Raw genomic sequence first — 12,985 nt, 5'->3', positions numbered from 1 at the left:
ATTCCCCCTTATCAGCCCTTGATTCCGGTCATCGCAATCCCTTCAATAAAATGGCGCTGTGCAATCAGAAAAATCACCAGTGAAGGGATGACAATGACCGTCGTCGCAGCCATCATCAGATTCCACTGTGCAGAGTAGGAACCCTGAAATAAAGTCAGTCCCTGCATCAACGTATAGTTTTTCTCTGAGGTAATGAACGCCAGCGGTCCCAGGTAATCATTCCAATTCGCCAAAAAAGTCAGCAAGCCGATCACAATCATGGCCTGTTTGGCAAGAGGAACGATAATCACCGCATAGATCCGCATATGCCCCGCACCGTCCACCTTGGCTGCTTCATCCAGCTCGCGCGGGATACCCAGAAAGAACTGCCGCAGCAGAAAAATATTAAACACCCCTCCGCCGAACCAGGCAGGTGCCACCAGCGGAACGAAAGTGTCCGTCAAATGGAGCGCGTTCCAGAACACATACTGCGGAATCATGACAACAAAGAATGGAATCATAAGTCCGGTTAATATCACCGCAAATACTTGGTCCCGCCCTTTCCAGTCGATACGAGAGAAGCTATAGGCACACATTGAGCCAGAGAACAGAACTCCCAGGATAGAAAGTGAAGTAATGATGACGCTGTTCAGAAAGAAACGGCCAAACGGATACGCATCGAGTGCCGTACGGAAATTATCCCATTTGAAAACCTTCGGAATAAATCCCGGCGGAATCTGATACAGCTCCCCCATATCAATCAGGGATGTGCGGACCATCCAAAAGATAGGAAACAGGCAAAACAAACTTCCCATGCCAAGTAACAAGTATATGACCGCTTTACTAATCCACGATTGCTGTTTCACCGCTGCTCCCCCTTCCCTTCGTAATACACCAAAGATTTGGAGAAGAAGAATATCAAAGCGGTGAACAGGGCGATCACCAGAAACAGCAGCACAGAAATCGCACTGGCGCTACCCATCCGGGAGGATTTGAACCCTTCGTTGAACAGGTACAGCACATAAAAGAGACTCTTGTTGTTCGGTCCGCCCTGCGTCATTACCGAAGGCTGGACAAAAGCCTGAAAGCCGTTGATAAAGGCAATAACTGTGTTAAAAAAGATAATGGACGACGTCATCGGGATGGTAATATAAAACAGCTTATGGAGCCTGTTTCCCCCATCAATCTCAATCGCTTCATACAACTGGGAGGGGATGCCCTGCAGCCCTGCCAGAAAAATCACAATGGTATTGCCCAGTGTCCAGAAGCTGAAGAGGATCAAGGTCGGAACTACCGACCCTGTATCTCCCAGCCATTGTGAAGTCGGAAGGTGAAGCTGCTCCAGCATGTAATTCACAATGCCAAAATCCGGCTGCAGCAGCCACATCCATACCATGGAAGAAGCGGCTAATGGAATGATGACCGGCAAATAGAATATTCCGCGAAAAAAAGCTCTGCCCGCAATTTTCTGGTTCAGCAGTACCGCAGCAAAAAAAGAAATGATAATACCCAGCGGTACACTGACAAAAACATAATAGAAGGTTGCTTTGACCGCAGGATAAAAGAAAGGGTCGGCACCGGTGAAAAGCGTCTTGTAATTGGCGATGCCAATCCACTCCGGCACCATACCTACACTATAATTGGTAAAGCTGAGATATATGCTTGCGGCAATCGGAACAAGCACGAACAGCAGGTATCCCGCCAGTACAGGCGAAGCAAATAAAAGTCCGTAACGCAGTTCTTTGGCAGCATGCTGTCTTCTGCGTGAACGCCGGGCAGGCCTCAGCTCCTGTACCCCGATCGGTGCATCATCAAGGGGAGACATCATAACGCCCTCTGATCTCCGGCTGAATCTTTGGCTCCAGCTCCTTCATCGCCTCCAGAGCGGTTTTCTTGCCGAGCCATACCTCATCCATGCCGGAGAAGGTAATCGCATTCACTTTGGAGAAATTTTTAATATAATAGGAACCGTTCGGTACCCCGTTGTTCAGCAGATTATTCATCATCGCATCCTTGAAGCCGGATGGATGAGCCGGATTATTATCCGCCCACTTGGCTACCAGCCCGGGATCGGTATACCATTTGGTCATCGTAGGCATCCACAATCCGCCTTTATACAGATCGATAGCCCCTTCCGGATTCTCCAGAAATTTCGTCAGCAGCCAGGCTTCTTCCTGATGCTTGCTTGAGGTATAGATGACAGAAGCTCCGCTGATTCCCATGGGAACGCTGCGTTTCATCTTCGGAAGCACACCAATATCATAATTCACTTTGGCGGCACCGAGATCCAGATTGATCCATTGACCGTGCATGGACATTGCTGCCAGCTTCGATTGCAGGGCAACCGCCTGGGAAGGAATCGATTTCATTTGCACCGGAGAAGGCGCCACATGATACACATTAATTAAATCCGCCAGACGCTGGATCGCTTCCGCCGCTTCCGGCTGGCTGAACCCGAACTTCCCGTCTTTGGTCACCCATTCTCCTTCATTGTTAATCACAGCTGCATGAACAGGGCCATGCCAAGTCTCAAAGGAGACACCGAACTGCTTGATATTATCGGGATCAAACTCTGGGTCGGCAGCATTCTTACCATTTTTGTCGAGGGTCAATTGCTGGGCAACTTTCACGAATTCATCCCAGCTCCAGGCCATCTCCGGCTTGGCGGGAGGATAATCCACCTTGGCTTCATCAAAGAGATCCTTGTTGTAGAACAGTCCGAAGGTTTCTCCGGCCGTGCTGATTCCATATGCGAAATCCTCGGAGGACTTGAACCAGATATAGTCCAAAAAGTCGCTGCGCTTCAAGTCCTTATCCGCATCCAGCAGTTCAAACATATTGACGAACTTCCCGTCCTTTTGCCAGGGGTCTGCCAGCTCACCATGCATATAGCCCAGATCCGGCGCTTCATTCCCGGCTACCATGGCTGTAATCTTGGCATCATAATCCGCTTCCGGAATATGAATGGCATCCACTTTGATGTTCGGATACTTGTTCGTGAAGGCCTGGGTTGCCTTCTCAATAGCCGCCTTCTCCTGCGGACTGCCCCAGAAGGTGAATTTTAGCGTTACGGGCTCCTGGGAGACTTCTGTGTTTCCTTTCCCATTGTTTGAACATCCTGATAAGATTGCCGCCAGCAGCAGAATCCCTGTCAAAAACCAATATCGTACTTTTCCACGCCCTCTTACCTTCTGTTCCATCCTTACACTCCCCTTGCTATGGATGATTTGCTTCCTGTATCCATCATAGAGAATGCGTTTTCAGTATGAAATTCTAAATTTTTATGAATGGTGGATTTTTTCACTTTTATTATCAATTACATATATTAACGTTGTTATATGCACTTAACTCTGCTGTTCTTCCCCAATCCAGACTGACATTTCACCTTCCCCGCGATTGGCCCAGGCAAAATACGGAATGAACTTCAGCTGCACCTCCCGGCTTTGCAAGGATGGGCCACTGCCATACAGCTCCTCCCCCCAGCCTGCTTCGGGCTCCATTCGTTTACCCGATACCGAAATCGTCCGGATGCCCTCAGGGAAACCAGGTTCCTCCGTAAGGATATACTCACCACCCAGCGGCAGCCTTAGCTGATAGAGTCTTGTGCCGTTATCGGCCTCCTCCAGGCAATAGACGAAAGGTCCGCGCTGCAAAGCCACTTTAGAAAACGTCTGACGGATATGCGGATGACCTTTCATCGGCGTGACCGGCATCGCAAAACACAGCTCAAGGGTATCCCCAGATGCCCAACGGCGGGTCAGGTGAATATAACCGTCCGCATTCCCTGTATGATGGGTCCGGGATTGGCCGTTCAAAGCTACGTGGACCTCATTACACCAATCCGGTATGCGCAGCGCAACCGTAAATTCCCTGTCCTGTTCAGGGGATACGATTAAGCGGACTTTGCCGTCCGAAGTATAGCTGGAGAATTGTTCAATCACGGCTGACATGCCATTTATTATTCTTGTGGTGCGGCCTCCGATATAGAGCTCAACGTATAAGGTATCGCCTGCGGTTGAATAAATGTAGTCTCCGAGAGAGGCTATAAGTCGGGCCACATTCGGAGGACAGCAAGCGCACGTAAACCAGCCTTGACGCACAGCTTTTACATGATTGTAATTCTTGTTCTTGCCCAGTACTTCCGGGTACACCTCAAGCGGATTCACATAGAAAAATTTGGTGCCATCCAGGGACATTCCGCTGATAACGGTATTGTAGAGCGCCCGCTCCATGACGTCTGCATATTTACTGTTGTGCTCCAGCTCCAGCATGCGCCGGGCAAAAAAGATCAGCCCTACAGAAGCACAGGTTTCGGCATAGGCCAGGTCCGGCGGCAAATCATAGTCTGCGGTAAAGGACTCCCCCTGCTCCATGGATCCGATGCCACCCGTAATATACATCCGTTTGTTCACAATGTTGTCCCACAGCTTCCGGCAGGCTTCCAGCAGGCCGGCATCCCTGGTCTCAATGGCAATGTCGGCCATAGCCGTACACATATAGACCAGGCGTACCGCATGCCCCTCCGCTGTGGTCTGCTCTCTGACAGGCAGATGCGATTGGCTGTACAGATGATCATGAACCATGGAGAGCTGCGGGAAATGCAAGGTGCGTCCGCGTTCTTCCCATTCCTGTTCAAAGTAATACGGCTGCTGTCCCCGCTGTTCCAGAAAGTAACGGCTTAACTCCAGATACTTCTCTTCGCCTGTGGCATGAAACAGCTTCACCAGTGCCAGTTCAATCTCCTGATGACCGTCGTAGCCCCGCAGCTTGTCGGGTTCCGTTCCGAATACAGCAGCAATGTAATCCGCATACCGTCTCACCGCATCCAGCAGTTTTCTTTTACCGGTGGCTCTGTAATAGGCTGTTGCCGCTTCTATTAAATGTCCGGCACAATAGAGCTCGTGGCATTCCGCCAGATTGGTCCATTCCCTCCCCGGTTCTTTCAACATAAAGTAGGTGTTCAGATAGCCGTCATCCCTCTGAGCCTCAGCAAGCAGTTCAATAACGCCATCCGCAATCTCCTCAAGCGCAGAATCCCGCTTAGTCTCGAGTAAGTACGCCACAGCCTCCAGCCATTTGCCTACGTCACTGTCCTGAAAAACCATTCCGTAAAACTCGCCTGCCTCACGGCCTGCAGCAATCTTGAAATTACGGATCGCATGGCTGGGCTCAGCCCCTTCAACACGGTCATTCAGCGCCTCCCACTGATAAGGAACCATGACCTCGCGGACCAGACGGACATATTCCGACCAGAACGGATCATGAATCTGAACCTTGCCTGGAGCCGGTGTGGTATTATCATTCATTCATAGAACTCTCCTCTCATCTCTGTTACAGATCACCTGCCCGTGCAAGCCTTACCCCTTGACTCCGCCAACGGTTAACCCTTCCATGAAGAAGCGCTGAAAAAACAAGAACAGAACCAGAATAGGCAAAATGGCCAGGACCGCTCCCGCGATCAGCGCTTCATAGTTATTGCCCAAAGGAGAGACAAAGGAAGCGAGCCCGATCGGTAATGTAAATTGCTCCGTTGTCCGCAGCACAATCAGCGGCCACAGGAAGTTATTCCAGCTGTTCATCGCCTGCAGGATCGTAATCGCACCAAAGGCCGGGGCCATCAGCGGCACCATGATTTTGAAGAAGATTCCATACTCTGTGCACCCGTCCATCCGGCCTGCATCCATGAAGTCCTTGGGCAAGCCAAGCGCGAATTGGCGGAAGAAGAAAATCGGCAGGGGAGAGACGACAAAGGGCAGAATGACACCCCAGATTGTGTTGATCAGCTTCAGCGAAATCATTAGCTTATAGAGCGGCAGCAGAATAATCTCCACAGGGATCATCATCACCACAAGCACCAGGGTAAAAATAAAATTCCGGCCGCGAAAACGATACATTCCCAGCCCGTACCCTACCATTGAAGAGAACAACAGGCTCAGCAGAGTGAACAGCGTGGTAATGAGCAGGCTGTTCTTATACCAGCCAAAATAATTGCCGGCCGCCCCCTGCCCCGAAAAGATGCTTTTGTAATTGTCCAGACTCATCAAATTGAAATCCAGCCGGACATTCAGGCCATAGCGGAACAACTCTGTCGCAGGCTTCAGGGAAGCGAGGAACAAGGCATAAAGCGGAAATAACATGAGCGCCGCCAGAATCACAAATAAAAGAATGAGCAGCAGCGAGGATAAATTGAATTTGGTTCTCCCTTTAGTCTGCATGTTCTATTCCTCCCTCTTGAACATGCCGGTGAGTGTTAATTGAACCAGGCTGACCAGCAAGGTAATTCCCAGCAAGGTGATTCCGATAGCCGAACCAAACCCAAGATTGAAGTATTGGAATCCCTGCTGATAGATATAGCCGACAATAGTCAGTCCAATGTTCTGCGGAGAAGGCTTGCCTGCCCATAGCATATAGCTCTCGGTGAACATGGCATATCCGCCATATATAGTGATCGTCACGACATAAATCGTGATCGGCTTCAGCAAGGGAATCGTAATTCTGATTAATTTGCGGAAGGCGCTGGCCCCATCGATTTCAGCCGCTTCGTACAGCTCGGCGGGAATGCTCTGCAGGGCAGACAGGAAATACAGAATATTGATGCCGATCCACCTCCAACCGGCCAGTACAAGCAGGGCGAACATTCCCAGACTGGAGCTGTAGAGCCAGCGCTGGCTGGAGATCCCGAATAGATGAAGAACTGTGTTCATTAACGCGCCGTCAAGCTCACCAAAAATGAGTCGGAATACTACACCTGCGACCACTACTGACGTAAGCGCCGGAATAAACAGGGTGGATCTGAAGAAATTACTCCACCACATCTTTTTGGAATGAAGCAGGACAGCCAGGATCATCGGCACAGGGATCAGCAGCAGAAGTGTCCAGACAGTGTATCGGCTGCTGTTGTAGAGTGCCGCTCCGAAATCCTCATTCCACAGTGCTCTGTAGTTAACGAGCCCGGTGAACGACACCTCTCCCGGGAGCACTTCCTGAAAGCTCATGACCCCTGCGTTAATCAACGGGTACGCAAAGAAGACCGCGAATGACAACAGAAACGGGAATACGAACACATAGGGTGCCAATTTTTGCGAATTTCGCAGCGGGTAGCTCCTTCTTCTTGGGTTTTTGGTCAACTGCCTTTCTATCTGCATAACCCAACCTCCACTCTTTTCTGCAGCGATTATTTCCGGAAAATGTATGGCTGTGAAGGGGAATGTTCTAGTCCCCTTCACAGCTTGAGTGCGCTCTAATATATGGGAAAATCTATTTCAGACTGTCCTGCACTTCCTTCAGAACCTTCGCCGGGTCCTTCATGTCGATGAAGATTTGTGGCATGGCTTTGTTGCGGATGGCATCGAACACTTCCGGTGATTTCTCGCGGATATGGACCGGAGCGATTTCATCCTTGACGCTGAGCAGCGTATCAAAGATATCCGTACCGAAATAATCAGTGAATTTGTTCGACTCCTTCATGGCCGGATCACTCCAGACATCCGTGCGGATCGGGTCGAAGCCAAGCTGCTTCCACACCTGCAGGTTGCCTTCTTTGGACAGCTTGGCGTAAGCCAGGAATTCCTTGATCAAGTCGGGATTCTTCGCCTGATTGGTAATCGAAGTTGCGGTCCCGCCCATTCCTGCCGAACGGTTGCCGCCTTCTTCCCAGGCCGGCATAGGCCGGATGATGACTTTTCCCTTGAGATCTGGAATATGATCAGTGAAACGGTTCATGAACCAAAATGGCATGAAGACGGAAGCCGCGCTGCCCGAATCCATATAGCCGAAGTATTCTTCTGTATCATGGCCGGCGCCAGGAGCGACAGCGGCCACGCCTTCCTTCACCATCTTCTGGAAGAATTCCATTGTCTTCACATTGACCGGTGTATCCACAGTAACATTGCCATTCTCATCCACCTGATCGGAGCCCTGCTGGCTGATCGCCGGCCACCAGGACCAGTTGCCGTTGCCTTCGAATGTGATCATCGGCTTGCCTGTTTTGGCGAGCATCTGCTTGCCTGCCGTCTCGAAATCAGCCCAAGTCTTGATGGTGTCAGGATTTATTCCTGCCTGGTCAAGCATTTCTTTGTTGTAATACATGACGGTCGCACCCACATGGTAATCAATACCATAGTACGTTTTGTCTTTGCTGTAGATTTCTACTCTGGACTTCACAATGTTGCCGAGCTCCGGCTCCACAATATCATTCAGGGATACCAGCTGAGGTGTCCCCTTCATGAAGTTCGGAAATTTGCTCTGCTCAATATCCACCAGATCCGGTGCGCCTACGCCCGATTGCAGGGCTACGAGCAGCTTGGTGTGCATGTCGTCATAAGGGATAGTTGTTGCTTCCAGCGCAATGGCTTTATCCGGGTGACTCTCATTCCAGCTTGCCGCCATGCTCTCATAAAACTTCTGATGGGCGTCAACAAAGGTCCAGAATACTACCTTCTCCGCTTCAGCAGGAGGTTTTGCCGTTTCACTGCCTTCAGTTGCCTTATTGCCGCTATTGCTTGCTGCTGGCTGATTCGCCCCGGATGTCTCTTTATTCCCGTTGCTGCCGCAGCCGCTGAGCCCCATTACCAGAATTAACAATAATACCGTCGTGCACAGAAATGCTTTTTTCATTCAGCTTCCTCCTTGAATGATATATACTTAGCCCTTTACGGGAATAAGCCAACTATCGATTCCTATCAGCTTTTCAACTTTTTAGAAAGCGCTTTAATAATAATAATACATGTTGTAATATGAAAAAAAACGCAGAATTCCAACCTCATTTTTAATCATTTCAACCTGCTTGGAGGAAATTGATCATGAACTCGCCCATTCTCCATTTTATCTCTCCCCCCATTCCCTACTTCGTCGATTGCGGACATGCCAAGTATGCCGCAGGGGATGTTCACATCAACCGCAACTGTATCGGCGTATTTGATCTGATCGTTGTGCTGAAGGGTACCCTTCCTATCGGTGAGGACGGCAAGGAGTGGGAGCTGCATGAAGGTGAAATCCTCATTCTGCGTCCGGACGGGCATCATTACGGCTCTGCGCCCTGCACCCGGGATACAAAGATTATCTGGATCCACTTTCAGACCTTCGGCAGCTGGAAGGAATGTGTAAGTATGGACGAATGTCTGGATTCTCAGGTCACACTGATCGAAAGCCACAAGCAAAAAGCCTACCTCAATCATGCAGATGTTTGCTCGATTTATATTCCCAAGCATATGAAAATCTCCGGGAAGGCGATGGAGGTCCTGGATCTGTTTTTTGAGCAGGAGCATGAACCGCAATCCTTACGCAACTGGAAACGCCAGGCTTCCTTCCAATCCTTTCTACAGCACCTGGACCGAGACCTGGCTTCCCCCTCCGATGCTACCGCCATTCAGCTTGCCGAGAAGGTGGAGCTGTTCATCCGCCATAACTACACGCGGGACATCAACAATCCCATGCTGCAGAAGGAACTCAACTATCACCCGAATTATCTGGCCAAAAGCATGCTGAAAGCCTATGGCATGACCCCTATGGCTTATCTGCAAAACTATCGTGTGGAACAGTCCAAACGGCTTCTTCTTCAGACCTCCTGGTCCGTTACCCGAATCGCCGAGGAAGTAGGGTTCCATCACGTGTCCCATTTCTCCTCCTGCTTCTCCAAAAAAGAGGGGTTGTCTCCCTCTGGCTTCCGGAACAAATTCATTCAGCAGCGCTAGCCCTCCCGGATCACGGCTTAACTCACGGCTTAACTCACGGCTTAACGTTACACCCATTGCTCCATTGCTAACTTTTTTTCGTCATTGACCACATTGGTCAACAGGTGTAAAATCAAATTGACCAACGTGGTCAATGAGGAGGTGGAAACGTTGTTCTCGAAATTTCACAATCTAAGCCAGGATAAGAAGGACCGCATCATCAATGCAGCCCTCAAGGAGTTCGCGCTAAAAGGGTATCAGAATGCCTCCACCAATGAGATTGTTAAGGAAGCGGAAATATCCAAGGGCCTGTTGTTCCATTATTTTAATAACAAGAAGGATCTGTACTTATTTTTGTACGACTATTTTATAGAAATGCTTATAGAAAATGCACACGCACACATTGATTGGGAGCAGCGGGATATATTCATCAGATACAGGCAGATTGCGATTCTCAAATTTGAGTTATATCAGAAATACCCCAATGCCTTTGAATTCATCAAGAAAGTAAATCCAGAGGATGCAAGTGAAGTGAAGCCTGATTTGGAGAACCGGAAAAAAGAGTTTTTAAGCAAGGGCTATCAAGATTTGTTCGGGAATGTCGACCTCACCAAATTCAAAGAGGGCATCGATATCGAAAAGGCAGTTAACATTATTTATTGGACTATGGAAGGCCTCGCCTACAGATTACAGGAGCGGTATGCATCGATTCCCGTGGATCAAATGAAGTTAGATGAAATTATTGCAGAGCTGGACGTGTACAGTGAAATGCTCAGAAATTCTTTTTATCCATAGTTCCGGGAGGTTCTATTATGAATGTTATTGAGATTAGTCATCTGACCAAGACATATGGCAAGTCCAGAGGGATTACGGATATCAGTTTCAATGTGGAAGAGGGAGAGATCTTCGGATTCATCGGGCCTAACGGTGCAGGGAAATCCACTACGATTCGAACCTTACTGTCCCTGATTCACCCGACTAGCGGCAGCGCCAGGATTTTCGGCAAAGATTGTTTTGAATTCGCTCCTGAGATCAAGAAGGAAATCGGATATCTGCCCTCGGAAGTTTTTTATTACGACAATATGAAGGTATACGATCTCTTGAAGTATTCGGCCAGCTTTTACAAAAAGGACTGTACGAAACGAATCAAGGAATTGGCAGAAATCATGGATCTTGACTTAACGAAGAAAATTGATGATTTATCGCTCGGCAACAAAAAGAAAGTGGGGATTGTCCAAGGGCTGCTCCACGAGCCCAAGCTGATTATCCTCGATGAACCCACCAGCGGCCTGGACCCGCTTATGCAGCAGAAATTCTTCGAATTGCTTGAAACGGAGAATCAAAAAGGGGCAACGGTATTATTTTCATCCCATATTCTCAGTGAAGTTCAAAGGCTCTGCAGCCGTGTGGCGATCATCAAGGAAGGGTCCCTTGTTACGGTAGAAAAGATCAGCACCCTGCAGGAAAATAATTATAAGAAATTTAAAATCCACACGAAAGCTTCGCTGGATAAGGATTACTTCAGTCTGCCCGGCGTCAGCCAATTAGAAGTTAAGGATAACCAGGTCCACTTTCTGTTCCGGGGCAACCTCAATAATGTACTCCACAAGCTAGCTGACATCGAAGTCACCAACGTCTGGATTGAAGAGCCGGATCTTGAGGAGATCTTTATGCACTATTATGTAAAGGAGGCTTAGCGTCCTGATGAATATTTTCCTGCATGAACTGAAGGCTTACCGGAAATCTACAATCATCTGGTTACTTTCTTTGATCGCAATCATGATGCTGTTCATGTCCTTATTCCCTTCTTTCCATAAAGATGCCGAAGAATTCACAAAGCTGCTGGAAGGTTATCCGGAATCGTTAAGAAAAGCAATCGGACTCGATTTAGGGAATCTGTTTACGATTATGGGTTTCTATACGTACGCTTTGACATTTATCATTCTGATCGGGGCGATTCAGGCTATGAATCTTGGCACTTCAATCGTCTCCAAGGAAGTCCGGGAGAAAACAGCAGATTTCCTGTTAACGAAGCCGGTTACACGTACAACCGTTATCACCGCGAAGCTAATGGCCGCATTCGTATCCTTAGTCATTACCAATGTTATTTATGGAGTGGCGACCTATGGGATGGCTTCGCAGGTGAAAACCGAAGATTATAGCCTGAAGATGTTTCTCCTGCTCAGCCTAAGCATCTTTTGGATTCAGCTAATCTTTCTTGCTATTGGAATCGTGATGTCGGTCATGGTACGAAAGATCAAATCCGTGCTGACGGTTTCACTGGCCACTGTGTTTTCGTTTTATTTTATTGGAATGATCGGAGCCACAACCGGAGATGCAAAACTGCGCTACCTTTCCCCCTTTAAATATTTCGATCCGGCCGAGATCATGAAGCATGCAGGATATGACATCTCCTATGTGATCACCGGGGCAGTGATTATTGTGATTGCAGTCTCAGCCAGCTATTTCATATATGCCCATAAAGATATTCATGCGGTTTAGAGGGGGGGAACATTCGTGAATGTATTTTGGAGGGAAATAAGAGCGTATCGAAAATCCTTACTATTCTGGAGCATTGGTGTGTTCCTGATGGTTGCCTCTGGCATGGGCAAATATGCGGGGTTATCCGCCTCAGGCCAGTCCATGAGTCAAATGATGTCCGATATGCCCAAATCCCTGCAGGCGATATTAGGGATTGGTAACCTGGATCTGAATACAGCCAGCGGGTATTACGGGATCTTATTCGTCTATTTGTTACTGATGGCTACGATCCATGCCGCCATGCTCGGAGCGAATATCATCGCTAAGGAAGAACGGGATAAGACCTCAGAATTTTTATTTGTAAAGCCGTTGACCCGGAATCAGATCATCACCTCGAAATTACTGGCGGCCTTGGTCAATATCATCCTATTTAATCTGGTTACATGTATGGCTTCTGTCCTTATGGTAGGGAAGTACAGCAAGGGCGAGTCCATTGCAGGGGATATAGCTATCACCATGCTTGCCATGTTCATCCTGCAGCTCCTGTTCTTGTTCATCGGGACGGCAACAGCAGCAGTGCTCAAGAAATCTAAGACCGCCGCATCACTTGCCACAGGAATTCTTTTGCTCACCTTTGTATTATCGATTGCGATCGACTTGAATGACAGGCTTGCAAGCCTGAAATACATCACACCGTTTAAATATTTTGAAGCCAAAAATGTGATGTACGGCGGAGGGTTGGATACCGTCTTTGTCCTTCTGTCGGCAGCGCTCATTGCGGTGCTTGTCACAGTGACTTATACCTTTTTCAATAAACGGGATTTGTAGTTTTGCTGGCATGCCCGTATCCCGGT

Annotated in this window: 12 protein-coding genes; 5 read left to right on the top strand and 7 right to left on the bottom strand. The window is 48.6% G+C overall.

Annotation, left to right across the window (positions count from 1 at the left end):
• Positions 1–11 precede the first annotated feature (11 nt).
• The 7 genes from ACAN54_RS24420 to ACAN54_RS24390 form a co-directional block, all read right to left on the bottom strand.
• On the bottom strand, positions 12–845 hold the full coding sequence (locus tag ACAN54_RS24420; RefSeq protein WP_379161555.1) for a carbohydrate ABC transporter permease: 834 nt from the start codon (positions 843–845) through the stop codon (positions 12–14).
• Positions 842–1,804, bottom strand: coding sequence for a carbohydrate ABC transporter permease (locus ACAN54_RS24415; RefSeq protein ID WP_379161553.1), 963 nt, complete (start codon positions 1,802–1,804; stop codon positions 842–844). Before ACAN54_RS24415 ends, ACAN54_RS24420 begins: the two co-directional genes overlap by 4 nt.
• On the bottom strand, positions 1,791–3,179 hold the full coding sequence (locus tag ACAN54_RS24410; RefSeq protein ID WP_379161551.1) for an ABC transporter substrate-binding protein: 1,389 nt from the start codon (positions 3,177–3,179) through the stop codon (positions 1,791–1,793). The genes ACAN54_RS24415 and ACAN54_RS24410 overlap by 14 nt, the downstream gene beginning before the upstream one ends.
• 144 nt (positions 3,180–3,323) lie before the next feature.
• Complete coding sequence (locus ACAN54_RS24405; protein ID WP_379161549.1) at positions 3,324–5,285, bottom strand: glycoside hydrolase family 127 protein; 1,962 nt, start codon at positions 5,283–5,285, stop codon at positions 3,324–3,326.
• Positions 5,286–5,336: 51 nt separating this feature from the next.
• The gene (locus ACAN54_RS24400) at positions 5,337–6,194 is read right to left on the bottom strand and encodes a carbohydrate ABC transporter permease (protein WP_379161547.1); all 858 of its coding nucleotides are present in this window, start codon (positions 6,192–6,194) and stop codon (positions 5,337–5,339) included.
• 3 nt (positions 6,195–6,197) lie between these two features.
• Positions 6,198–7,124, bottom strand: coding sequence for a carbohydrate ABC transporter permease (locus ACAN54_RS24395; protein ID WP_379161545.1), 927 nt, complete (start codon positions 7,122–7,124; stop codon positions 6,198–6,200).
• A gap of 112 nt (positions 7,125–7,236) precedes the next feature.
• Entirely contained in the window at positions 7,237–8,595 is a 1,359-nt protein-coding gene (locus ACAN54_RS24390) for an ABC transporter substrate-binding protein (protein WP_379161543.1), read from the bottom strand.
• Positions 8,596–8,780: 185 nt separating this feature from the next.
• Here ACAN54_RS24390 and ACAN54_RS24385 point away from each other — a divergent pair, with 185 nt between their 5' ends.
• From ACAN54_RS24385 to ACAN54_RS24365, 5 genes are all read left to right on the top strand, one after another.
• Positions 8,781–9,671: an AraC family transcriptional regulator gene (locus ACAN54_RS24385; protein ID WP_379161541.1), complete on the top strand. Its 891-nt coding sequence runs from the start codon at positions 8,781–8,783 to the stop codon at positions 9,669–9,671.
• 150 nt (positions 9,672–9,821) lie between these two features.
• Positions 9,822–10,445 carry a TetR/AcrR family transcriptional regulator gene (locus ACAN54_RS24380; protein ID WP_379161539.1) on the top strand — a complete coding sequence of 208 codons (624 nt, stop codon included), beginning with the start codon at positions 9,822–9,824 and terminating at the stop codon, positions 10,443–10,445.
• Positions 10,446–10,462: 17 nt separating this feature from the next.
• The gene (locus ACAN54_RS24375; protein WP_379161537.1) at positions 10,463–11,347 is read left to right on the top strand and encodes an ABC transporter ATP-binding protein; all 885 of its coding nucleotides are present in this window, start codon (positions 10,463–10,465) and stop codon (positions 11,345–11,347) included.
• Between the two features lie 7 nt (positions 11,348–11,354).
• Positions 11,355–12,152: an ABC transporter permease gene (locus ACAN54_RS24370; protein WP_379161534.1), complete on the top strand. Its 798-nt coding sequence runs from the start codon at positions 11,355–11,357 to the stop codon at positions 12,150–12,152.
• A gap of 15 nt (positions 12,153–12,167) precedes the next feature.
• On the top strand, positions 12,168–12,959 hold the full coding sequence (locus ACAN54_RS24365) for a DUF2705 family protein (protein WP_379161532.1): 792 nt from the start codon (positions 12,168–12,170) through the stop codon (positions 12,957–12,959).
• Positions 12,960–12,985 lie beyond the last annotated feature (26 nt).

The organism is Paenibacillus diazotrophicus (assembly GCF_042610465.1).
The sequence above is the reverse complement of the archived record's forward strand: the minus strand, read 5'-3'. Positions and strand labels throughout refer to the sequence as shown.

Bases quoted from the DNA above. Each gene is read 5' to 3' on its own strand.
- ACAN54_RS24385 (WP_379161541.1), top strand. From the start codon at position 8,781: ATGAACTCGCCCATTCTCCATTTTATCTCTCCCCCCATTCCCTACTTC.
- ACAN54_RS24415 (WP_379161553.1), bottom strand. From the start codon at position 1,804: ATGTCTCCCCTTGATGATGCACCGATCGGGGTACAGGAGCTGAGGCCT.
- ACAN54_RS24370 (WP_379161534.1), top strand. From the start codon at position 11,355: ATGAATATTTTCCTGCATGAACTGAAGGCTTACCGGAAATCTACAATC.
- ACAN54_RS24405 (WP_379161549.1), bottom strand. From the start codon at position 5,285: ATGAATGATAATACCACACCGGCTCCAGGCAAGGTTCAGATTCATGAT.
- ACAN54_RS24375 (WP_379161537.1), top strand. From the start codon at position 10,463: ATGAATGTTATTGAGATTAGTCATCTGACCAAGACATATGGCAAGTCC.
- ACAN54_RS24400 (WP_379161547.1), bottom strand. From the start codon at position 6,194: ATGCAGACTAAAGGGAGAACCAAATTCAATTTATCCTCGCTGCTGCTC.
- ACAN54_RS24390 (WP_379161543.1), bottom strand. From the start codon at position 8,595: ATGAAAAAAGCATTTCTGTGCACGACGGTATTATTGTTAATTCTGGTA.
- ACAN54_RS24395 (WP_379161545.1), bottom strand. From the start codon at position 7,124: ATGCAGATAGAAAGGCAGTTGACCAAAAACCCAAGAAGAAGGAGCTAC.
- ACAN54_RS24410 (WP_379161551.1), bottom strand. From the start codon at position 3,179: ATGGAACAGAAGGTAAGAGGGCGTGGAAAAGTACGATATTGGTTTTTG.